Source organism: Frondihabitans sp. PAMC 28766 (assembly GCF_001577365.1).
Lineage (GTDB): Bacteria > Actinomycetota > Actinomycetes > Actinomycetales > Microbacteriaceae > Frondihabitans.
This window is the reverse complement of sequence record NZ_CP014514.1, coordinates 103,173-125,200: the sequence shown is the minus strand read 5'-3', so window position 1 is coordinate 125,200 and position 22,028 is coordinate 103,173. Positions and strand designations below refer to the sequence as shown.

21 protein-coding genes are annotated in these 22,028 nt (G+C 64.4%); 9 read left to right on the top strand and 12 right to left on the bottom strand.

The window, feature by feature from the left end; genetic code table 11:
• The first annotated feature begins 23 nt into the window (after nt 1–23).
• Nucleotides 24–773 carry an MIP/aquaporin family protein gene (locus AX769_RS21275; protein ID WP_157887860.1) on the top strand — a complete coding sequence of 250 codons (750 nt, stop codon included), beginning with the start codon at nt 24–26 and terminating at the stop codon, nt 771–773.
• Between the two features lie 32 nt (nt 774–805).
• Here the strand turns inward: AX769_RS21275 and AX769_RS21270 are convergent, their stop codons facing one another.
• On the bottom strand, nt 806–1,573 hold the full coding sequence (locus tag AX769_RS21270; RefSeq protein WP_066284310.1) for a glucose 1-dehydrogenase: 768 nt from the start codon (nt 1,571–1,573) through the stop codon (nt 806–808).
• A 1,194-nt stretch (nt 1,574–2,767) separates the two neighbouring features.
• Here AX769_RS21270 and AX769_RS21260 point away from each other — a divergent pair.
• From AX769_RS21260 to AX769_RS21230, 6 genes are all read left to right on the top strand, one after another.
• Nucleotides 2,768–3,802, top strand: a complete 1,035-nt coding sequence (locus AX769_RS21260) for a ParA family protein (RefSeq protein ID WP_239452088.1) — start codon at nt 2,768–2,770, stop codon at nt 3,800–3,802.
• Entirely contained in the window at nt 3,795–4,301 is a 507-nt protein-coding gene (locus AX769_RS26160) for a hypothetical protein (protein WP_157887859.1), read from the top strand. The genes AX769_RS21260 and AX769_RS26160 overlap by 8 nt, the downstream gene beginning before the upstream one ends.
• A gap of 150 nt (nt 4,302–4,451) precedes the next feature.
• Complete coding sequence (locus AX769_RS21250) at nt 4,452–5,468, top strand: replication protein RepA (protein ID WP_082764158.1); 1,017 nt, start codon at nt 4,452–4,454, stop codon at nt 5,466–5,468.
• A 2,308-nt stretch (nt 5,469–7,776) separates the two neighbouring features.
• Nucleotides 7,777–8,172, top strand: a complete 396-nt coding sequence (locus AX769_RS21240; protein ID WP_066284302.1) for a hypothetical protein — start codon at nt 7,777–7,779, stop codon at nt 8,170–8,172.
• Nucleotides 8,173–8,335: 163 nt separating this feature from the next.
• Entirely contained in the window at nt 8,336–8,560 is a 225-nt protein-coding gene (locus tag AX769_RS25540) for a tyrosine-type recombinase/integrase (RefSeq protein ID WP_066284300.1), read from the top strand.
• A 514-nt stretch (nt 8,561–9,074) separates the two neighbouring features.
• Nucleotides 9,075–9,500, top strand: a complete 426-nt coding sequence (locus tag AX769_RS21230) for a hypothetical protein (RefSeq protein ID WP_157887858.1) — start codon at nt 9,075–9,077, stop codon at nt 9,498–9,500.
• 117 nt (nt 9,501–9,617) lie between these two features.
• Here the strand turns inward: AX769_RS21230 and AX769_RS21225 are convergent, their stop codons facing one another.
• The 6 genes from AX769_RS21225 to AX769_RS21200 all read right to left on the bottom strand — a co-directional run bounded on the left by AX769_RS21225 (nt 9,618) and on the right by AX769_RS21200 (nt 15,260).
• The gene (locus AX769_RS21225; RefSeq protein WP_066284298.1) at nt 9,618–11,096 is read right to left on the bottom strand and encodes a potassium/proton antiporter; all 1,479 of its coding nucleotides are present in this window, start codon (nt 11,094–11,096) and stop codon (nt 9,618–9,620) included.
• 260 nt (nt 11,097–11,356) lie between these two features.
• Nucleotides 11,357–11,650, bottom strand: coding sequence for a rhodanese-like domain-containing protein (locus tag AX769_RS21220; protein WP_066284296.1), 294 nt, complete (start codon nt 11,648–11,650; stop codon nt 11,357–11,359).
• Nucleotides 11,651–11,742: 92 nt separating this feature from the next.
• Entirely contained in the window at nt 11,743–12,894 is a 1,152-nt protein-coding gene (locus AX769_RS21215) for a redoxin domain-containing protein (protein ID WP_066284294.1), read from the bottom strand.
• Between the two features lie 43 nt (nt 12,895–12,937).
• Nucleotides 12,938–13,804: a cytochrome c biogenesis CcdA family protein gene (locus AX769_RS21210; RefSeq protein ID WP_066284292.1), complete on the bottom strand. Its 867-nt coding sequence runs from the start codon at nt 13,802–13,804 to the stop codon at nt 12,938–12,940.
• Nucleotides 13,801–14,796 (bottom strand): cytochrome c oxidase assembly protein, encoded by a 996-nt coding sequence (locus AX769_RS21205; protein WP_239452087.1) that lies wholly within the window; start codon nt 14,794–14,796, stop codon nt 13,801–13,803. Before AX769_RS21205 ends, AX769_RS21210 begins: the two co-directional genes overlap by 4 nt.
• Nucleotides 14,793–15,260 carry a MarR family winged helix-turn-helix transcriptional regulator gene (locus tag AX769_RS21200; RefSeq protein ID WP_157887857.1) on the bottom strand — a complete coding sequence of 156 codons (468 nt, stop codon included), beginning with the start codon at nt 15,258–15,260 and terminating at the stop codon, nt 14,793–14,795. The genes AX769_RS21205 and AX769_RS21200 overlap by 4 nt, the downstream gene beginning before the upstream one ends.
• A gap of 119 nt (nt 15,261–15,379) precedes the next feature.
• Between AX769_RS21200 and AX769_RS21195 the strand changes: the two genes are divergently transcribed.
• Together AX769_RS21195 and AX769_RS21190 are read left to right on the top strand one after the other, a co-directional pair.
• Nucleotides 15,380–17,152, top strand: coding sequence for a chloride channel protein (locus AX769_RS21195; RefSeq protein WP_239452102.1), 1,773 nt, complete (start codon nt 15,380–15,382; stop codon nt 17,150–17,152).
• A gap of 43 nt (nt 17,153–17,195) precedes the next feature.
• Nucleotides 17,196–17,543, top strand: coding sequence for a PRC-barrel domain-containing protein (locus AX769_RS21190; RefSeq protein WP_157887856.1), 348 nt, complete (start codon nt 17,196–17,198; stop codon nt 17,541–17,543).
• 245 nt (nt 17,544–17,788) lie between these two features.
• On the opposite strand, the gene AX769_RS21185 is transcribed toward AX769_RS21190, so the two are convergent.
• The 5 genes from AX769_RS21185 to AX769_RS21165 all read right to left on the bottom strand — a co-directional run bounded on the left by AX769_RS21185 (nt 17,789) and on the right by AX769_RS21165 (nt 22,008).
• Nucleotides 17,789–18,721, bottom strand: a complete 933-nt coding sequence (locus tag AX769_RS21185; RefSeq protein ID WP_066284287.1) for an aldose 1-epimerase family protein — start codon at nt 18,719–18,721, stop codon at nt 17,789–17,791.
• A 63-nt stretch (nt 18,722–18,784) separates the two neighbouring features.
• On the bottom strand, nt 18,785–19,027 hold the full coding sequence (locus tag AX769_RS21180; RefSeq protein ID WP_157887855.1) for a hypothetical protein: 243 nt from the start codon (nt 19,025–19,027) through the stop codon (nt 18,785–18,787).
• A 202-nt stretch (nt 19,028–19,229) separates the two neighbouring features.
• Nucleotides 19,230–20,873 carry a GMC family oxidoreductase gene (locus AX769_RS21175; protein WP_066284284.1) on the bottom strand — a complete coding sequence of 548 codons (1,644 nt, stop codon included), beginning with the start codon at nt 20,871–20,873 and terminating at the stop codon, nt 19,230–19,232.
• Nucleotides 20,870–21,541 carry a gluconate 2-dehydrogenase subunit 3 family protein gene (locus AX769_RS21170; protein ID WP_066284283.1) on the bottom strand — a complete coding sequence of 224 codons (672 nt, stop codon included), beginning with the start codon at nt 21,539–21,541 and terminating at the stop codon, nt 20,870–20,872. The genes AX769_RS21175 and AX769_RS21170 overlap by 4 nt, the downstream gene beginning before the upstream one ends.
• The gene (locus AX769_RS21165) at nt 21,538–22,008 is read right to left on the bottom strand and encodes a hypothetical protein (protein ID WP_066284282.1); all 471 of its coding nucleotides are present in this window, start codon (nt 22,006–22,008) and stop codon (nt 21,538–21,540) included. The genes AX769_RS21170 and AX769_RS21165 overlap by 4 nt, the downstream gene beginning before the upstream one ends.
• Nucleotides 22,009–22,028: the final 20 nt, after the last annotated feature.

Here is a 22,028-nt window from a genome sequence, read left to right as displayed (position 1 = left end):
AACTTCTCGGCACCGCCATCGTCTTGTTCGTCGGTGTCTCAGCCATCTGCTTCGACTTCGGCTCCGCCTCACCCATACGGGCCCTGCCGATATCAGAGAGGCTGCTGCTGACCGGGCTGATCTTCGCCGGGACCGGTAGCCTCATAGCGATCAGCCCGCTCGGGCGGCGCTCCGGCGCACACCTGAACCCGGTCGTCACCCTGGCCTTCTGGACGCAACGAAAAGTCCACTGGCATGATCTTCTCGGCTACCTCGTGTCCCAGTTCGCCGGCGCGATCGCCGGCACCCTCGCCGCCCACGCACTGTGGCGGAACCAAGCAGTCAGCGTCTCCGACGGGCTCACCACACCCGCGGCGGGTGTCCCTGATGTTCTCGCTGTCGCCGTGGAGGCCGGGATGACCGCCTGCCTGCTGCTGGCAATCTTCTTCATGACCAGCCACCACCGCACCGCACGGTTCACACCCCTGCTCCTCTGGCTACTCATCACGGTGTTGGTCTGGCAGCTTGCACCCGTGACCGGAACCAGCATGAACCCGGCCCGCAGCCTCGGCCCGGCACTCATCGCGCGAAACCTAGGCCGCTACTGGATCTACGTCCTCGGGCCCCTCCTCGGCGCAGCCACCGCCGCCGCCCTGTTCTCCCTCGCCCGCCACACCGAAGTCCTCACCACGAAACTGTTCCACGACCCGAGGTACCACTCCACCATGGGCACCTCCCTCCCCACAGGCAGACACCACCCACGGAGCGGGCCCGCCCCGACCCGGGCGCTTTAGCCTGGCCTGCTTTACCGTCCGGGCCGGACGGATTACAGGCCGACGCTGCCCTGCATGATGCCGCCATCGATGAACACCGTCGTCGCGGTCATGTACGACGACTTCCCCGACGCCAAAAACACCACCATCTCCGCAATGTCATCCGGCTCCGCAAGACGACCCACCGGGATCGCCGCATCGAGCTGCTTCAACTTCGCAGGATCCGACGTGGTCGAGGTGTTGATCGGAGTGTCCACCGCGCCGGGTGCGACGTTGACGACGCGGATGCCGTGCGGCCCGAGTTCCACGCCCGCGGTCCGGGTCAACATCCGCGTGCCGCCCTTGGAGACGCAGTACGCGATGTTGCCGGGCATCGGCCAGTCCTCGTGCACGCTGGAGATGTTGATCACGAGCCCGGCTGTCTTCTGGGCGATGAACTGCTTCGCTGCGAACTGGGTGCCGAAGAACGCGCTCTTCAGGTTGACCGCCATGACCTTCTCGAAGTCCTCCTCGGTCGTGTCAAGGATCCCCGTTCGGGTCTCGATTCCGGCGTTGTTCACGATCACGTCGAGTCGGCCGAACGAGTCGACCGCCGTCTGCACCATCCGGTGCAGGCCCTCGGCCTTGCTGACATCCGCGTCAACGCCAACGGCCTTACCGCCCTCCTTCTCGATCCGCTCGATCAGAGACGTCGTCGCCTCCGGGTGTGCGACATAGTCGATCACAATGTTCGCGCCCTCCCGAGCGGCAGCGATCACGATCGCCTCGCCAATCCCGGAATTCCCGCCGGTCACGATGATGGTCTTACCGACTAAAAGCATGAGGCGTCCCGTCCTGTGCAGCCCCCTGCCGCACCCCCTGGAAGCTACTCCGCCGAACCAACGATCCCCCACACCCCCGCTCGAGGTACTCAGCACCCCGCGTCTGGAATCACCACTTCCGGGGGTCGAATAACTGGGGTGGACGCGAGAAGAGGCTGCGGATGGCAGGGACCACGGGTGGTGGGTTTCCTTCGCGGCGACGGGCGGTGACAGGCCGTGCAGGTAAAGGTGGAAAAATGGGGGCATGTCCTTGCGCTGCCGTGACAACCGTCCTCCCCGCACCACACCCGTCACCACGACCAGTGACTCGTCCCTTGCCCTGACGGCTATCGACGGGGAGACCGGCACCATCGTCAACGTTCGTCGTGAGGAAGAACTAGGGGTCGACGGGCGCCGGTGGCCGATGGTCGACCAATGCACGGTTGACGGTTGCGGCGGACGCGCATCCTTCCCCGCCCCCGAATACGTCACCCTTGACGACGGGGACACATTCCCGTGGCCGCTGTGTGACGAACACACCCTCGCCTACCTGCACCACTGAGCTACCTCGGCTCCCTCTCGTCGGGAGCGGGCGCGGGCTCGTGAGATCGCCAGCGAGTAGTCGCCTGGTTGGGTGAACGCTGGGGTCATTTCCTCGCCTTGACGAAGATGACCCTCCCTGCGGGATCGCCCCTCCTTCTGCGACCGCACCGTTTTCACGGCCTCCCACGGAGTAGGCGAGTCGACAACGATCTCCACAGCGGGCGATGTGGGTGAGGACTGCACCCGATCTTCCATGCCACAACTCAATGATCGACCTGCAGTGGAAGGTCGCGGCGCATCTCGGGACCGATCGTTTTCTCCCTCACCTCAGAATCACGCTAGCGTCCCACGGGCCCTGTGCGGGCCGCTGAGGCGAGAACCCCAAGATCGACCCGGATGGTTTAGCACATCTGATTCGTCGATTCTGCGCGATTTCACGCTGTCCGGGAATGCCGGGGAACCTGGGGTGTCTGGCATCTCTGGGTGTCCCGGACAGTAATTGGCCTCAGTTGTCGGCGCTATCCCGGTTGCCCGGGTTTCCTGGTTAGCCGGATATTCTCGCTATCCGGGTTTGCCAGGTTTCCCGGTTTCTCCGGGGAGTCCTGCATTGCCTATACTTTCAGGTGACCCGGACGTCCCGGATAGCGACACCTTGCATCAATTGGTTCCAAGGTGCACTGTCCGGGTTACCCACGGTGCCCGGATTACCCAGTTAGCCTTGGACGCGTAATACACCTGATCTTGGAGAGACACATGGCTGAGCCCTTCGAACGCATCAACCTCCAGCGGGTGATCGCGGTCATCAACGGCAAAGGGGGAGTCGGGAAGACCACCCTCACCGCCAATATCGGCGGAATGCTCGCCGCAAGCGGCTGGCGCACACTCGTGGTCGACCTGGACCACCAGGGGAACCTCGGACTGGACCTCGGCTATTCAGGCACAGCCATCGACGACGACGGCCAAGCGCTGTCCAAAGCGCTCACCTACCCCGACGACCTCGCCCACCCCGCCAGCAACGTTCGACCGAACCTCGACGTCCTCGTCGGCGGACGATTCATCGAGAACGCCGCAGCGACCCTCGTCAGTCAGTCGACCCGAGGCGGCGATTCCCTGCAGCAAGCACGACTGAGCCTGGCGCGTGTCCTCGACCGGATAGCGGGGGAATACGACGTCATCCTCCTGGACTGCCCGCCCGGGAACGACATCATCCAGTCCGCCGCTGTCGCCGCAGCCCGCTACATCCTCATCCCCGCGAAGACGGAGGACGCCTCGCGAAAGGGCCTGAAACTCACCGCCGAGCGGCTAGACCAGGTCATCGACCTCAACCCGGATCTGGATCTCCTCGGAGTAGTTCTCTTCGCCTCGGGAGCGTCGGCGAGTCGAGTCCGTGCAGATTTCGCAGCGAAGGTCGTCGCCGACCTCGGGGGAGAGGCCGCACGAGACGTCGTCTTCGAAAACTATGTCCGGCACGCGGAAGCCACCGCCGCCTCCGCACGTGACAAGGGACTGCTAGTGCATGAGCTCGACGACAAGGTGCGGAAGAGCCCGAAATGGTACGAGCGCCTCAAGAAGGGCGAGGCCGTCGAATCACCCGGACCTCAGTCGGCCCAGTCCGTCGCGGACAGCCTGCAAGCCGTCACAAGCGAGATGATCGCGCGACTCATGGCCAAGGAAGCCGAAGCAGCGACGGAGGAAGCTCATGTCTGACACACCCGTGAACCGCAGCGTAGGCGGTCCTCCGCCGCGACGCGTGGCCTCCCCCGCCGCCGGTGCGACCAGCACGCTTCTTCGATCGAATAGAACGGCGGCGCCGACCACGCCCGCCGCAGAGCAACTGACCGCTGACCCCGGGCTTCTCACGGACGAACCCTCTAGAGCCGCTGTCGAAGTCCCGCCGGTGCCGACAGCACGCCGGGGTGCACCTTCACCCCAGCGACGGTCCGCCACGGAACTCCTTCCAGGAGAGGCGGCGGACGACCTGGTCAAATTCACCTTCGACCTACGCAGAGAGGATCGGGACGCATTCCGAGCTGCGTTCGGCGCTGCCCGCGCCTTCGAGGGCGTCTCGTCCCTCAGGGAGCTGGGAATGCAGCTGATCGTCAACGAAACCCGCCGTCTCGAGGAGACATACAACAACGGAAAAAGGTTCGACGGAGGCCGGAAAGGGCTCGCTCGAGGCGACCAAGGAAGCCTCGCGCATTCGTAGCATCGTTGGGCGCGAAGAGGCTAGAACACGCCGCATGATTGCGCGGGATTTCGCGCGATCTGAGCCATTCTGGCTGTACGCCAACGACCCGCGAAGCACCGCGGGGGAGCGGTTGCGTGAACCGTGACGACGTCCCGGAGGGGAACCCCGATGAGCGACACCGACGACAGTACTCCCGGCACCGAACTGGCCAGCAGGTACGAGGACATTCCCATAGAGGCGGCCGGGTTTGGCGCTGTCGGGTCGTCGGCAATGCCCGAGATGTCACGGGGGAAGGTGGACCGGCTGAACTTCGCCGGCAACCGCGAGATGACAGAGAAGATCGACTACAACGTGGGCTTCTCCGCGCGCGTCTGGGCCCAAGTGACCCTGCCCTACAACGACCCGGGCGATCAGAGCTTCTGGGTCCGCCGCAACGGACCGATCACGCTCCGCGTGCGACCCGCAGCCATGTCGACGCCAGACGGACGCGACATCAACGCCTACCCGTTCGGGATCCTGCCCCGCCACATCATGACGTGGATGGCATCCGAGGCCTACCGCACGAATTCACCGGAGCTCGAGCTGGGTGCCTCCATGAACGCGTTCATGGAGAAGCTGGGGGTCACCGCGGGAGGGAAGAATCGCGCCCGCCTCCGCGACCAGATGCAGCGCGTTTTCGGTTCGCAGCTGTCAGTCGAAGGCATCGCGTTCGGCGAGGCGGGTGCCGGCTACGGAGTCGCGCAGAAGTACTTCCAGATCGCCGACGAGGTACAGCTTTGGTTCAGTGAGCGGGAGGACCTGACCATGGAGGGGCTCTGGTCCTCGAAGGTGAGGCTTTCGACGCCGTTCTACGACTCGATCAAGGCGCATCCCATCCCCGTTGATCTGGATGCTCTTCGCGTTCTTGGTTCGGCGCCCCTCCGAATCGACATTTACATCTGGCTCGGCTACCGGCTGTGGTCCCTCGAGCGGCCGACCCGGATCAAGTGGTCGGACCTCTACGTGCAGTTCGGATCGCAGACCAAGCGGGAACGCGATTTCAAGATCCAGTTCCTGAAGGCTCTCATCGAGATCAAAATCGTGTTCCCCGCGCTTCGCTACGAATACGACCAGAACTTCTTCGTCCTGTTCCCGGGCCCGACTCCCGTCCCCACGACAACCGCCAAGCGCATCCTCAAGGTCTGACGTCAGCCGCGAATAGAGTACCGATCCGGCGTTACCTGGCGCCCATGACTATCGGTACTCTGTTCGCGCGGCTTATTTTCCTAACCATCGAGCCAGGTTACAGGCCTTCTGGGAGTAGGGGTGCGTGAGGGTGCGAACAGAGTACCTATGCCCCCGCGAACAAAGTACCTACGAGGAACCACTCTGAAATCTAGGGTGGGGGATTCTGTTCGCGGGGACTGTCCGGCGGCGGCCCGATGCGCGAACAGAGTATCGACCAAGCGAGCGACAATGGCGCGAATAGAACCCCCCACAACGGTGTCACCCTTCGGAACAGTGATGATCGCGCGAACAGAGTACCGACAGGCCAGGGCAGAGCCGCCACGCGCGAACAAAGTACCCACGATTACGGGCGCGAACAGAGTACCGACGTCAATGACCGAGTCACACATCCCTGCGAGCCTGTCAGAGCTCCTGAGGAGCGCCCAATCGACTGCTGATCCGTCCTCGGCCTACCTCGGCGCCGAGAGGTGCGATTCTGACGCGCTGAGGGCCACATGCAGTTCGAGACGGGCTTCAGAATCGCGCGGAGTGTGTTCTTCATCCCTGCAGCTTTTTACCATGTTTGGAACGAGAGATTTTTCTTCTGTGGTCACCTTAAGAAGCCATTTTGTTACGGGTGGTCTTATAGGAGAACTACTAGGGGAGTTATTCACAGGCGCGCCGATCGGCCTGCCTGAGCGCATCCGGGATGTCGATCGTGGATCGGCGTGCGAACAAAGTACCGAGAAGCGCGAGGAGAGTACCGATTCGACGCGAACAGAGTGCCGAATCGCGACCAAAGTACATGCGCGTTGGTTGGGTACTTTGTTCGCGGCCCGCAAAATCGTTTTGACTCGTGGATAACCCTCACAGGTCGACCGCACGCCGGTACTCTGTTCGCGCCCTCCGCACTCGGGATTTCGCCGCAGTCTGCCAAGTCGTCTCCAGTTGCCTTGCGGAGGATTCAGCGGCTAGATTCCGGCCTTGGGTTATCTGCGTCCAAGGATTCTCGTTCCAGGGTTTTTTGCTGGGTGATCTCACGGCAAATTGTCATTCTCTCGTTCTCGTGCCAATTCTCACGTTCTATTGCCAAACGACGGCGCGGCAGGAGAACGTGAGAATGCCGTAGGTCGGGTCAGCCGATTTCGATCGAGAAAAGGGTGGTCGAGATTGCCTAGTGGCGCGGATTCCAGTGCCTGATTCCAGTTCGCATCAGCAGAGTCGAGGGCAGGGCACGCCAGGGAGTTTGGCCGCGAGGGCTTGTATTCGAGGTTCAGGTCCGCCGCCGGATTGCGTCTTGCGCACCTTGAGAAAAGGCAATGCTGCCGTGAGAATCCGATTGGCAATGTAGCCGAGAACTCCTACCGACCCGCAAGCGGAACGGGACCCCCAGAGGTCGACCTTCTTGCCCGCGGCTAGGGTGCTCCGTCGTGTCGGCAGCGAGTCGGTGACGCTCGAGCTCACTTACACCCTCGTCCATCCTCACGTATCCGTGTCGTCGCTGAACCCCACTCTAGGTCGGGTAAGCGGAGCCCGGCGAGCCTGCGTGGGCCGCTCACGGCTCGCCTCGGGACTGTCACCAGCGCAGCAATCGGCGGCCGTGCGGGGTGGCAAGGCTCATGAGAATTGACAAGCCAGCCGAAGAATCGAGCTCCGCCGAACTCACCGGAATGACGAAATGGGTCCTTTGGACTCTCCGGGACCCTCAAATCCTGGCAAAGGCGTCTCTGTTCCACCCACAATATTGAGCCAGCGATAATAGGGATTATCGGAAACACCACCCGTCAGGGCCTCTTTGAGCGAAAACGGGCTACAAGATGGTTCCGGGGGTCCCGAGAGGTAGGAAACGGCGCATGGGCAGCACGACGCAGGCGAGGACGGCTGGTCCTGCCGGCGCATCGAATGCGGTGGCTGCGAGGCGGGTCAGTCGGGGGAGTGCGATCCAGGCGTACCGGTCCCGCCCAGAGCTCGCCGCGGCCGCCGCGGAACTTGCCGACGCGTCGATCTCGGAGAACACGAGACGGGCGTACGCCAGCGATATCCGCCAGCTGCAACGGTGGCTTGCCGGGTACATCGAAGGCGACACCGCCGACCCGGCGGTCCTTGAGGCCACCAGCACCTGCCCGCTGTCCCCGGGGACCGTGGTGCAGTACCTGACCGAGAAGTCCCTCGTCACGACGGAGACGGGTGGGTGGCGGTATGCGCCGTCGTCGATGACCCGCTGGTTGGCGGCGATCGCCCGCGACCACCTTGAGCACGGTTTTGAGTCCCGACGAAGCACCCCACCGTGCAGGCGGTCCTGGCCGGGATCCGCCGCAAGCACGCCCGACCCCGGGACCAGTCGGCGCCGCTGCTGCTGGATGGGCTCCGGCAGGCCGTGTTGGCCACGGACATCACCAGTTTCCCGGCCGGGGTCCGCGGCACCCGCGACATCGCCGTCCTCGTCCTCGGCTTCGCGGGGGCGTTTCGCCGTTCCGAACTGACCAACCTCACCCTGGGCGACATCACCCTGCACGACGAAGACGGCCTCCACGTCCGGGTCGTCAGGTCGAAGACCGACCAGGAGCAGCACGGCGCCATCAAGGGCCTGCCGTTTGGGGCGAATTCCGCCACGTGTCCGCCGTGTGCGTTCCGCCGCTGGTATGCGCTCCTGGTGGCGGCGGGGAGGGGCGTCCCCAGGTGATGCGGGCCCTGCGGACGCAGAACATTGCCGTGCACCTCTGCCGCGACCCGTTCGTAGCGACCCTGCCGCGGAGTGTCGCCCTGTTCCCGGCCTTGACGAAGAACGGGTTCCCGGCATCTGCCGGCGGGGATCCATTGTTGATGCGGGGCATGTCCGGGATGCGGTGGCGAAGATCGTGAAGGAACGCGCCCGGAACGCGGGCCTCCCGGCAGAGGCCCTGTCGGGGCATTCGTTGCGGGCCGGGTTCATCACCCAAGCCATCCGTGCGGGGGCGTCGCATCATCAAATCATGCGGCAGTCGATGCACAAAAACCCCGCCACAGTCGAGATTTATGTCCGAGAGAACGCACCGTTGGAACAGAACGCCGTCACCATGATCGGCCTCTAACCCCATGCCCACCAGTAGCTCTAACGCGGCCACCTCGAGAGCCTTGGATCGGGAGTGGAACCTCTTCGCCGACTGGTGCGAATCGTGGGACCTTGGCGCCCTCCTGCGACACCGGAGATTGTGGAACGATTCCTGCAAGATCTGCCGGCAGCCGCGTCGACGCGGGCGCAGCGGATTCGAGCGATCCGCAGCCGACACGAGGCCGCAGGCTTGCCCCTCGTACTCGAGCGGCCCGGCCCACCACCGGCCGTGTTGTGGCGACAGGACGACAGCCGGTTGGACGCCCGGGCGGCGATGGCGCAGCAACCCCGGTACCGGTTCCGATCGGAGTGCGAGGGCGAAGGGACGCGTTCCTGATCCTCCTCGCGGGGGAACTCGGCATGACCCGGACACAAATCCACACCCTCACCCCGACCAGGTGCGCCTAGAGGGAAACCAGACGGTGGTCGGAGACACCGTTCTAGGGTGGGAGGACGATCCGAGGAGGTGCCCTTCGTGTGTGGCCAGGCGCTGGTTGCAGGTCGTCGCCGTGCTGCTCATAGGCCGAGACAGGGGTGCCACCCGGGACCTGCTCGACGTCCAGAGGGCAACGCCGGACGAGCATGACTGCCACAAGCAGGTCGACCCGGGTTGGCGGCAGGTCAGCCATTTGGCCACCTCGATCGACCAGTGGGGATGGGTCCCCACCGTTCCGACCCTCAGCACCCGCACGGTGACGACGCTCATTGGGCCCTTACGCGCCCTGACCGGCACCGTGGAAATCGTCACGCCTGCCCGGTCCGATGGTGGACCGTTGCGGGGCCTCACCAGCAGCGAGCTGGCCGTCAGGCAGGATGAGGTTCTCGACGATGTCGACGCGCTGGGCTTGCGGATCCAACAGCTCCTCGAAGAGGCCGGCGATATCGACAGCGTCCTCCGCGGCCACCTCGGGACGGGCTAGGAGCGGCGGCGCCGGTTCGTTGATTTCGCGGAAAACGTGCATGTCCCGCAACTGCCAGCGCTAATTGCTCAGTATCTCGTTGTCGACTCGCAGCAGGTTCTGTATGTGCTTCGTGTTCTAGAGAGTGGCGGTGGGACGGTTCTCGTCAGCCTTGAACAGGTGGGCGACGGTTTCGGGGTCGTCGCCGAGGGCGAGGACGACGTCGCCGACGACAAGTTTTGTGAAGCCGCGCACCTGGACGAGTTCACCGTCACGGCGAACGAGACTGACCCAGCCATCGTCGCCGAGAGCCAGAGAGTCGATGGTGTGACCGTCGGCCGACGAGCCGGTCTCGACGAGGTACTCGCCGAGACCTTCGGGTTGCTGTCGGAAGCGCAGCCCGGATGCCCAGGGTTCGGGTTCGATGACGGACGTTGGAACGTGGAAGACACGCGCGAACAGGGGGATCAGTGCACCTTGCAGAACGACGGAGACTAGGACGACGACGAAGATGATTCCGAAGATTCTATTGGCTCCGCTGATGTGTGCTCCGAGGATGAACATGCCGAGCAGGATCGGAACAGCGCCCTTCAGGCCGCCCCAAAGGACGAATGCGCGCTCGCCCATTCGCAGTTTCACCGGGAGCAGCATCGGCCCGACGAGCAGCGGTCGGATGACGAAGATCAGTAGTCCAGCGATGGCGAGACCTGGCCAGATGACCTCGGGCTGGATGACCGTGTCGAGGGGGACGCTGAGGCCGAGGATCGAAAAGGCCGCCATCTCCCCGATCGTTGCCAGGCTCGAACTGAATCGGCGGATCTCTCGTTTGAAGGGTGCGCGAGCGTCGCCGATCAGAATTCCGGCCAGGAGGACGGCGAGGAACCCGGACCCTTGCAGCAGCGTCGCTGCCGCGTAGATCAGGGTTGCGCACGCCATGGTGCAGACCGAGTAGAGGGCTTCGTTGGGGAGCGAGAGATGGCGGATCAGTTTCGATAACGCCCAGCCGCCGGCGATCCCGACGACGGTACCGACGGCGAGCTGCAGGCCGAATTCGCCAAGGCCCGCCGAGACGGCGTGAAATCCGACCCCGTTGGCGGCGAGCAGGCTGACGAGGAGGGCGATCCCGATTGGGTCGTTCGCCCCCGACTCGCCTTCCAGGATCGTCCCGGTCCGGCCACTGATTTCCCTTTTGCCGAGGACGGAGAAGACGACGGCAGGATCAGTGGGCGACAGGGCAGCCCCGAGCAGCAGCGCCAGGCGGAGGTCGAAGCCGAAGAGGAGATACGCGGCGGCGGCGACGGCGGCGGCGGTCATGATCGTCCCGAGGATCCCCAGCCAGGTGATCGCTGTCAGCGAGGCGCGGAACCGCTTCCAGCCGATGTGCATCCCGCCGTCGAAGAGGATGAATACGAGGGCGATGGTGACCAGGGACTCCGCCGTGTCACGCGGCAGGGAACCCAGGAGGGGGAAGATTTTCGCCAGGATGGCGGCGACGATGAGGAACAGTGCGGGGGCGGGAATGCGGATGAGGGCGCTGAGTCGGTTGGAGAACACGGCCGCGATGACTGCGACGGAGACGAGCAGGATCTCGGTCGCGAGCGTCTCTGTCGATGTCATTGCGGCACCACAGGGAAGCTCATCAGGGGGAGGGGAATGCGCATTTTGCTCCAATGAGACCGTCGGAATGAGACCGTCGAAAGAATTTTGGCAGTCGCCGTGACAGAGTGACTGCCTGTGCCGATGGGCTAAAATGCGCCACCTGATGATGCCGGCTGCGAGTTGATACAGTCCACGGCTGAACCTTCTAGACCATGAGGTCGCTTCCAGGGACGCGGAACCATTGCCTGCGTGATTGCGTCCGTGGTTATGGCTGGGTGTCAGGTGGTGGGGTGTCCGGAGGTCATCCACTCGGCCATGCCGCCGCGGACGGAGACAGCGTCGTGACCGTGCTCGGTGAGGATCTGGGCGCCCTCGGCAGAGCGTTTCCCGCAGTCGCTCATGACGTACACGGGGTGCGCGTCGGGGATGTGCCCTCGGCGGCCGCGGAGGTCGCCGAGGGGAACGTTCACGGCCCCGCTGACGTGCATATCCCGGTACTCGTGGGGTTCGCGGACGTCGATGATGGTCGGGTCGACAGCGGTAGCGAGGGCGTCGATGGTGGCTTCGGTCATGGGGTGATCTCCAGGTTTCACGAATCAGGGGGTTGTGGGGTCGGAATTGGGTGCACCCGCTCCCTCACCTGACAAGCCCGGTTGGTTGTGTGTCATGAAGCGGACGGGAGCTTGGTATCGAGCGTCTTCAGGAGGTAGTCGAGTTGCTCTGTGGTGAAGGCGCCGGGGTGCCGGATGACGACCCTCCCGGACGGGTTGAGGATGACTGTGTACGGGAGCCCGGTGATAGCGAAGCGGCCAGCGGTTGATCCTGCCGTGTCGGCCGCGAGTGGGAATGTGACCCTGTAGCGGGTGGCGAAAGCTCGTGCCGAGGCGGACGGGTCGGACACGTCGATGCCGAGAAACGCGACCTGTTTGCCGACGGCGTCGTGTTCGGCTTCCAGTGCGGGTATGCCTCGGATGCAGGCGGTGCAGGTGCTCGACCAGAAGTCGATCACCGTGTACTTCCCTTTGTCGGTGCGTGTGGAGAGCGTGGTCGCTCCGCTCAGCGAGGGCAGCGTTATGGGGGTGGGAAGAGCACCGATCTGGGTGCCGGCGCTGGTGGGTGCGGGGACGGCCGGGCCAGCGACTGTCGTCTGCTCGCTGGCCGGCAGGAGGTCGTCAGCAGCCTGCGCCACGGCATGGCTGAACAGGGCGGTATCGGCGGATTCGGTGCCGAATTGGCCGATGGCTTGCTCGTGGCCTTTTCCGTCGATGAAGAAGATCTCAGCACCGTGCGTGACGGTCTTGCTCTTGGCGTCGAGGTCGATGGGGACCCCGTATTGGTGGGCGAGAGTGGCGAGGGTGGAGGGGGTTCCGGTGCCGAAGTGCCAGTTGGGTTCGTGGCCGAGTCCGTGCTGGTCGTCCCACTGCTTCACTGCTGTTGGCGAGGGGTAGTACGGGTTGGCGTTGATGGAGACGAAGGCGATCTTCTTGGCGGCGGTGCCGAGGTCGGTGTCGGCGGCGCGGACGTCTTGGGCGAGGAGGGTGCAGAGGTCGGTGCATTCGTCGTCGTTGAAGCTCAAGACGACGGGCATTCCGCGGTAGCCCGCAAGGGACATCGGTTTGCCGTCCTGGTCCGTCAGGGTGAACGCGGGCGCGGTGACGTTCACGGCGGTCAGCGGGTCAAGCTCCAGGAGTGTGGCGGTGCGTTTGTCGATGTGCGGTTCGATGTCGGTGGCGGCTGCCGTGACCGCGGGGATCGAGGACGCGATCAGGACAATGGCGACGACGACGGCAACGACGGTGCCGACAATGGTCCACATCAGCCACCTTTCCGGGCCGCGGCGTTTCCGGGTCGGGGGGAGGTCAGTCGTGGCCAATAGGGGTCCTTTCGGGGGTGGCGGCCGGCGGTGTGTGTGCCCGTCGGGCTTCCGTGATGGCGACGAAGACGAAGCTGGTCAGGACGATGACGCCGGCGGTAATGCCGACCCGGAGCGAGTGGGTGGACAGCCAGGTGGAGACGGCTTGTTGGACGGTGGACCCGATCGCGACGATGCCGACGGTGGTCTCGGGCGCGAGAACATCGAACGTCCAGTAGAGGGCGAGGTAGAGACCGGAGGCGACCAGGACGGTGCCGCCGACGACGGGGACGATTCGTGCCAACGGCCGGATCCGGCGGGCGGCGTTCGTGCCGGCGAGGGAGGCGACGATGCCGGTTCCGGTGACGAAGAAGCCCATGCCGAGCCCGTAGGCGAGCACGGTGCCCACGCCTGCCCAACCACCCAGGTGGGTGAATCGTTCGGTGACGCTGGCAAGAAACAGTGGCAGGGAACACGACAGTGAACCGATGGCGTAGGTGATGCCGTACATGATCATGGTGGTCGCGCCGTGTCCCGGCCGCATTCCCGGGGTCGGCAGGGTGAATGTGGGAGCGCGACCTATGAGGGTCGCGACACCGAAGACGGCGATGGCAACGCCGACGGCGACCATGACCCACGGGGTCCACGCCAACGCGAGGGTGCCGCCGAGGCCGACCGCGACACCGGCAAGGACGAAAACCAGAAGGAACCCGGCCGTCACGCACCCGCCGGCGATCAGGCCGCGGGCGACCCTGGTCACCCGAGTCGCGTCCTCGCCCCGGGCGACGAAGGAGGCAAGGTAGGCCGGGAGGAGCGGGAATCCGCAGGGGTTGACGGCGGCGAGAAGGCCGAGGGTGAACGCGTAGCCGATCACTGGTGGGTCGCACCGTTTCCTGAGAGTGCGGCGAGGCGGTCGTTGTACGCACGCAACTCGGCGTCACCGTCGAGGTCCGCTTTGCGGTCCAAACGGCGGGTGAGGTGTTTCTCGTCGGACTGCCACTGCACGAACAAGACGCCGAGGATGATCAGGGTCGGCAGCTCGGTAAAGCCCCAGGCGATACCCCCGCCGACGGCTTGATCGGCGAGTGGGTTGATTCCCCAGCCGGGAATGGGCACCCGGTAGAACTGGACGATGAGGCTGGTGGCCATCATCACCACGACGCCGAAGAATGCGTGGAACGGGACGGTGACGGCGAGCTCGAAGATCCGAAGAACAGGCCTAGACAGCATCGACATGCCGTGGCCGCGGCGCGGGGTCGGGTCAATGCCAACAACGCCCCAGAAGTACATCATGCCCACGGCGAGGAAGTGCACCAGCATGAGGTTGTGCCCCCACATGGTGCGCATCAGGTCATCGAACAGGGGCGTGAAGTACAGCCCGTAAAGGCTCCCGAGGAACAGGGCAAGGGTGACGACCGGGTGCGTGATGACCGCGGCCGCCTTGCTGTGCAACACCAGAAGCAACAGGCGCCTCGGGCCACCCCGGTCGCCACGGCCCGCAGGAAGGGCGCGGAGGAGCAGGGTGACGGGTGCGCCGAGGGTCAGCAGGATTGGGGTCAGCATGCCGATGACCATGTGCTGGACCATGTGGACGCTGAACAACTCCATCCCGTACCCGTCAAGGCCCGTTGCGGTCACGGCGAGCAGCGTCGCGATTCCGGCGAGCCAGCCGAGGGTTCTGGCGGCCGGCCACCGGTCGCCCCGACGCTGCAGGAGGACGACACCCCACAGGTAGAGCACAAGCAGGAGGACAGCGAGAGTCGGCAGGATCGGGACCGGCTGAAGATGCACAGTGAGCAGACGCGCAACTGTCGGTGGTGCGCTCGGCATCCACATGTGCCCGCTCATGCCCGCCGCGCCGGTCATAGGCCAAGGGTCAGCAGGTCGGCGACGGTCGGCTCTCCGGCCGCGGCCGTGAACAGGTGAAACGCGGACGCGATCGTTTGTTGATCCTCGGGAGACATTGTCTTCAAGACATCGCGGATCTCGTGGCGGCGACGCTCCGTGACCGAGTCGACAAGATGGCGGCCGTCGGGAGTGAGATTGAGGATAATCTCCCGCCGATTCGACTCCCGAAGGCTCCGTTCCACCCAGCCGCCAGCGACCATCCGGTCCACGGACCGGCTGAACGTGGAAGGGACCGCCCCGACCTGCTCCGCCAGTGTGCCCACCCTTGTCGGGCCTCCCGTGCTGAGAAGGACGAGGACCCGGAACTGGGGCAGGGTCACCACCTCGAGGGCGCTGGCGACCGACCGCGCGACGATCCCTAGTAGCGCCCGCGACGCCACCAATGTGCTCTCCACCGGGGCAATGACCTCGGGATCGTTCACCAGCTCCTCCAAACACTGATACCTTTACATGCATAACGGCAACTGTTGCAAGTGTACATGGAAGGGGTGCGGTGTCAGCCGTCAAAACACATACGACTGGTGGCCGCGTGTCGGAGCGGATCCGGGAGTGGGAAGGACATCAACTTGTCTGGACTGCCCTCCACCTCGGCATTCCCGCTGTCGTCGTCGGGCTCGGTGCAGGGCTCGCCGCGGTGGGGTTCCGGTGGCTCATCCAAGCCGCCACCCAGGTTTTCAGCGGTGCGGCGGACTACTCGGCCACGATCGGGCATCCCGCGAACCCGTGGGTGCCGTGGCTCGGTGGCGCGTTCGTGATTATCGCCCCCGCGATCGGCGGTGCGATCTACGGCCCCCTCGTGCAGAAGTTCGCACCCGAAGCCCGCGGCCACGGCGTCCCCGAAGTCATGTTCGCGGTGGCGAAAAACGGCGGCAGGATCCGCCCCCAGGTCGCCGTCGTGAAAGCCCTCGCCTCCGCGATCACCATCGGCTCCGGCGGCTCGGTCGGGCGTGAAGGCCCCATCATCCAGATCGGGTCAGCCCTTGGCTCCACCCTCGGGCGCCTGCTCAAGATGCCGGACGACCGGCTGAAAACCCTCGTCGCCTGCGGTGCCGCAGGCGCCATCGCCGCGACTTTCAATGCTCCCATCGCCGGCGTGTTCTTCGCTCTCGAGATCATCCTGCGCGATTTCACCGCCCGCTCCTTCGGCGTCGTCGTCCTCGCTTCCATCAGCGCCTCCGTCGTCGGAAGGGCACTCCTGGGCAGTAACCCATTTCTTTCCCTGCCGTCGTTCACCGTCCACGCGAACATCGAGTACGCCCTCTTCGCCCTCCTCGGAATTATCGCCGGGCTCGTCGGCGTCGGCTTCACCCGCGTTCTCTACGCGATCGAAGACCTCTGCGACTTCCTCTGGCGCGGACCCGAATGGCTCCGACCCGTCGCCGGCGGCCTGCTCCTCGGCGGCTTGTTGTTCGTGCTGCCGCAGATGTATGGCGTGGGCTACCCGGTCCTTGACAACGGCGTCGCCGGAAAGTACGCCCTCGGATTCCTGCTCGTGCTCCTTGTCGGGAAGATCATCGCGACCAGCCTCACCCTCGGGATCGGCGGCTCCGGTGGTGTCTTCGCCCCGTCCCTGTTCGTTGGAGCGATGCTCGGCGCAGCATTCGGACAGGTCATCGGCCTCATCGACCCGGCCCTCGCCGGTCAAGCAGGCGCATTCGCCATCGTCGGCATGGGCGCCACCATGGCCGGAACAACCCGCGCACCGATCACCGCCGGAATCATGCTCTTCGAACTCACCGGCGACTACAGCATCATCCTCCCGCTGCTGTTAGCCATCGTCTTGGCCACCGGAACGTCACGGCTTCTCGGCAAAGACACCATCTACACCCTCAAACTCCGCCGCCGTGGCATCGACCTCGACGCACCCGCGGCGCCCTCAGCCCCGCCACCCGCAATAGTGGATCGCTCAACACGCAGGGTGGCAGACGCTATGCGCACCGACGCGCCATTCCTCCGAGCCACGGAGCCGCTTAGCGACGGGCTCCTCACGCTGCTGTCCTCCGGCCGCCCTGCTCTCGCGGTGACCGACAACAACGGCCGCTACCTCGGCGTCCTCTCTAGCAAACCCCTCCCGTCCCTTGCTAGCGATGCGACCAAGCATGACTGGACCGTGGCTGACGCTGTTGTCGAGTACCCCGTCTGTCTAGCCCCGATGACCCTCGCAGACGCACAGGCAGCCCTCCCGAATCACAGCGGCGACGCAGGACTGCCGGTGGTGGACACTGGACTGCGGCTCGTCGGGTGGCTCGACGCAGCCCAACTCGCAGGCCCCCACACCAGCAACCACCCCGCCCTCGAAACGGAGCCCGCATGAATGGGCAACGAGCTGTCTCCGGGGCGATAACCGGCGTAAGACCGTGAGAAAGCCTGCCTCGGGTGCGTTCGGCGCGCTGGTTCGCTTGAACGAGATCGACAAAATGATTGACCCTTCGGACATCGATATCCGCTTTTTGCGCGTTCGAGACGCGGCAGGCGACGTCATCGGCCGAGTCGAGGGCCTTGTCCTTGACCCGAGAGACTCACAAATCACGTTCCTCGAAGTCGCTTCTGGAACATTTTTTGGGCACGGCAAGTCGAGGGTCCTGTTCCCCGTCGGTCTTATCGCCTCGATCGAGAACGATGAAGTACGCCTCAGCGCAACCAACACCGCTCCGAACGCGTCACCCATTTACCGCCCTGCCATCATCGATGACTACCGCGTCTGACCATCTGCGCCTGTGCTCGATAAGGCCAGGCACCGACGTATCGTCGGACTTGCAGAGCCTCCAGGAACAGGGTGCCGAGACCGAATGTGACATGACTGCTTCGCCGTGAGTAGCTTCCTGATTAAACACCCCGGTACGTGCACCATCGAGCGACGCGACTACTTACTGAGGACCTTCAATAGGAAGCTCGAGCCGGCCTCGTGACGACGACAGCGGCCCTGCAGCATCCAGAAGCAGGCACGTCCTTAGCCGTTGGTCCTTAACATCAATTTAGCTCCCCAGCTGGTGCTGGTCGACTCGCCGGGTGAAAGATGTATCAGGTCTTGACCGGTGGCGAAAGCGTTCGGTGGGCAGGTCATGGGTTCAGTCCCCAACCCCTGGCGACGGCGGGGTTTTTCGAGGGTATCTGCCGTGTACAGCTCCACATAGGGGTAACTGCTGGCTACCCACAGTGACGCTGTGCGGTGGTCAGGGCCCGTGAGGTGCACCCACGCGCGGCCATTGTCGTCACGGGCGAGGTCCGTGAATGCGAAGTCAATCTTCTGGTTACCGAGTTTCCTTGGTGAGCGGAAGTCGAACGGGGTTCCTGCCACCGGTTCGGTGCCGGTGGGAAGTTCCCGCTCGGGATCCGTGGTGATCCTCGTCGCCGCGTCGAGCTGCAGGATGCAGTCATCGACCGTCTGATCGGTGCCGGGGGAGAGGTAGGGGTGCTGACCGCATCCGTAGGGCAGCGTGTCATGGCCGGCGTTGTGGGCGGTTGTCGTGACGGTGAGTCCGTCTGGGCCGAGGGCGTATTCGATGCGCACATCGAGCAGGAACGGGTACCCCTCAAGAGGAAACAACCGGGTCCCCATGACGACCCGGGAAGTCTCGTGCTCCAGCATTTGCCAGGGACGCCAGCGGAGAAAACCGTGGATGGCGTCTTTCTTCGTGGGCTCGGTCAAGGCAACTTGGTAGTCGGTGCCGTGGTAGGTGTAGCGGCCATCGGCGAGCCGGTTCGGCCAAGGAATCAGCGGCGCCCCGTGGGCACCGTCGCACATCGCGTCCACCGGGTACGGCTGCAGCACCTCTCGGCCTGCGTCCGTGAAGGAGCGGATGCCGCCGCCGACTTCGACGATCGTGGCGACTTGCTCACCATGACGGATCTCGAATTGGGCACCTGAGGGAAAGGAAGTCATAGTGGCCAGTGTGCGCCGAGGACGAGTTCCTGGGGCGGGGCTGCCGGCCTGCGCGTGTCGCGATCAGTCGTCGTCGTCGCTGTCCTGGCTGCGGGCGACACTGATTTCCAGCGCCTGAACCAAGACGTAAAGGACTCCGGCAACAAATGGTGCCAGCAACCACGGGGCCACCCCGTGCAGGAGAAGGCTGAGGAGGATCGCTGATCCGACACCTGCGCCTACGGCCAGAAAGTCTGTTGCCGTGGACAGCAGCAGAACCCTCGTTTTCTCGGCCTTCGGTGGTGCATTGCTGAGGAACAACGCCACGACCACGTTCAGGATTGAGAACCCGGCGACCCGATGACGGCAAACCCGAATACTTCCGCTTCGGTGGGGTGAGGGCTTCTGGCGGATACGGCCCCGTACGCGGCAGTGATGGTGATCGAGTATCCGAACGCTTGCGTTTTGCCAGCGACCGACACATTCAACCCTCGCAGGTACCGCCTCACCAGGTGCCGGCGGTGATTAGTCACCGGCCGGACCGGCCCCTTGCGCTGAGACGGTGAGCTGCTCGCGCGGTGACGGCCATGATGGTCAGGGCCGGGTTGGCGCTCCCCTGGGTAGGGAGAACGCTGCCATCGGTGATCATCAGATTCGGAACCGCGAAACTGAAGCAATCCGAATCGACCACGCCGTTCGTTTCGTCCGTAGACATGCGGGCGCCGCCGACGAGGTGGGCGTTGCGGGTGATGGTGATGACTTCATCGGCGCCGGCCGCCTTTAGAATCCGTTCCATCACCCCGGTGGCTGCTTTCACGAGCTGTTTGTCGTTGTCGCATTGGGTGTAGGAGAAGTGCGCGACGGGGAGACCGTTGCGGTCTTTCTGGTCGGCGAGGGTGACCCGGTTGTCGGGCTGGGGAAGGAACTCGCAGAGCGCGCCAAGGCATGACCAGTGGATATAGTCGGACATGTAGTTGCGGAGGTCGGCCCCCCAGTAGCCCTGCGCCATGACGTGTTCTGCCCAGGTGATCGGCAGCGGAGAAACCGTTTGGATAGAAAAGCCCCGTTTGTAGGGCTTGGTGGGGTCGGTTTCGTAGAAGTCTTCGGTGCTGACCTCGGGCGGCGGCGCTTTGAACATGCGCACTTCCTGGTCAAAGCGGCCGGCGGTTTGCGGGGCACCTTGGACCATGAGGTAGCGGCCGACTTGATCGAAGTCGTTGCAGAGCCCGTCCGGGAAGCGAGCCGAGGTGGAGTTCAACAACAGCCGGGGGGTCTCGATCGAGTAGCCGGCGATCGCGACCATCCGTGCTTTTTGGAATCGTGATCGGCCGTCGCGGACGTAGTGCACCCCGGTAGCGAGCCCCGTTTTCTGGTCGATTTCGATGCGGGTGACCATCGAGTCGGCACGGATCTCGGCGCCGTGGGCGAGGGCGTCGGGAACGTGGGTGATCAACGGTGACGCTTTCGCGTTCACTTTGCAGCCCTGGAGGCAGAAGCCGCGGTAGATGCAGTGCGACCTGTTCCCGAACCTGCCGTTCGGGATTGCGACAGGCCCCACCTTCGCAGTGATTCCGGCAGAGAGAGCCCCGCGCTGGAAGAGTTCCCCATTGCCCGAGACGGGATGGGCAGTGTGGGGGTAGCTGTGCGGGTCTCCCCACGGCCAGTTCTCCCCGGCGACCGGCAGTTCGTTCTCGATGTCTTCGTAATAGGGGCGGAGGTCCGGATAGGTGATCGGCCAGTCAGCTCCGACACCGTCGTTCGTTTTCGTGCGGAAGTCGCTCGGGTGAAAGCGGGGGGTGTACCCGGCGTAGTGGACCATGGATCCGCCGACGCCGCGGCCGGAGTTGTTGGACCCGAGCGGGACGGCGTCTGCGCCGCCGATCTGGCGGGGTTCGGTCCAGTACAGCTTGTGCGATCCGGCCTCGTCGCTGACCCAGTCCTTCTCCGGATCCCAGAACGGGCCCGCATCCAGACACACAACATTCCAGCCCTGCCGGGCCATGCGCTGCATCAAGGTGGCGCCGCCGGCACCGCAGCCGATGATGACGAGGTCGACCTCGTCGGTGTCCTCGAATCGTCGCATGTCGCGGCGGAGACCGTGCTCCATCCCGGAGCCGTTCTTCTTCAACAGCCACGCGGACTCATTACGTTCTCGAACGTCGCGGTAGCTCATGAGTTGCTCCCTGATGTGTGGCCGCCGGAGACGGGATTGTCTTGTGGGTGGGCGTCTCGGACCTCGTAACCTTCAAGCTTGTCGACGCCGATGTTTTTGTACCCGCGGGGGTAGGCGGGGCCGGAAAAACCGATCTCGTTCCACGCCGCCGGGTGGGAGTAGAACGCGGTGGCCGCATATCTGGTCCAGAGACTCCACACGGCCTTTCGTGGCATGCCGTGCCACTCATCGCCCTCGCCCCCCTGGACGGAGGAGAGCAGCGCGTGTTGATTGTCCCAGGATGACTCCGCGAACATGCTGCCGGATTCGGCGACGGCGTCTTCGTCGAGAGCTTTCAGGGTGTCGCGCCACGCCTGTTCGTCGGGGGGCATTGTGTCGTAGTGCCAGCCATCGGTCTCGTCTTCCGCTAGCCGCCGGTCGACCATGCGGACCAAGTCAATGTTGGGTTCTCCAGGCGCCGCCTGTTGCCCGACCAACTGATCAAGGACGGCCTTCGCCGTGGCTTCTTCGGCGGGGGTGAAAAAGCGCACGTGGGGAAGGTCATGCAGCCGACTTCCGATGACAGCGAGAGTGGCGTCATCCCAATGCTTGGACTGATCCATGACGTCGAACCCGGGGAAACGGCCACCGCCGGACTCATCTGGCAACGGCAGGGTAGCGTCGCTCATTTCTCGCGCCGTAGAACAGCCGCAAGCAGGCCCATCCCACCGACCAGGGTGACCAGCAGGGGGGCAAGAAGTGGCGGCCCCATTTCCATGTTGTACCGGAAGTTCTTCCACCCGCCCGGTTTCTGGCCGATGCCGCGGGCGTGCAGGATTGTGCCCTGCAGGCCGTTGGCGACGACGATGGTGCTGGCCACGGGGAGGACCGTCTTGGCGAGGCGGTAGCTGGCGAACCCGGCGACCCCAGAGAGGGCACCGATCGGGCCGACGATGATGGGGGTGTACATCCACCGGTTCCCAAAGCTTGCTTTGTCGTGTTCGAAGAAGATTTCCGCGGTCGTCACCACCGCTCCGACCGCCGTCAGGACGGACAGGGTGCGTTCAAAACGGCCGTGCCGGACATTGCCGATCAGGCGGTCAACACCGCGAACCGGGTGTTTCACCGAGCGTGTCAGGAGGGTCGTGCGGGACATGGGGTCCTTCCAGATTGTGG